At 54.2% G+C, this 312-nt stretch carries 1 protein-coding gene; it reads left to right on the top strand.

Features of this window, described 5'->3' with window-relative positions; genetic code table 11:
- Positions 1 to 312, top strand: a 312-nt coding sequence (locus MiSe_RS50095) for a hypothetical protein (RefSeq protein WP_226595085.1), incomplete at both ends; no start/stop codon positions are given.

Raw genomic sequence — 312 nt, 5'->3', positions numbered from 1 at the left:
ATGTTTTTATTCCCTGGGGCGGGCAGGATGCCCACCCCACAAGACACTTGATCTATGTTTTTATTCCCTGGGGCGGGCAGGATGCCCACCCCACAAGACACTTGATCTATGTTTTTATTCCCTGGGGCGGGCAGGATGCCCACCCCACAAGACACTTGATCTATGTTTTTATTCCCTGGGGCGGGCAGGATGCCCACCCCACAAGACACTTGATCTATGTTTTTATTCCCTGGGGCGGGCAGGATGCCCACCCCACAAGACACTTGATCTATGTTTTTATTCCCTGGGGCGGGCAGGATGCCCACCCCACAA

The organism is Microseira wollei NIES-4236 (assembly GCF_020521235.1).
GTDB lineage: Bacteria > Cyanobacteriota > Cyanobacteriia > Cyanobacteriales > Aerosakkonemataceae > Microseira > Microseira wollei.
The sequence above is the reverse complement of the archived record's forward strand: the minus strand, read 5'-3'. Positions and strand labels throughout refer to the sequence as shown.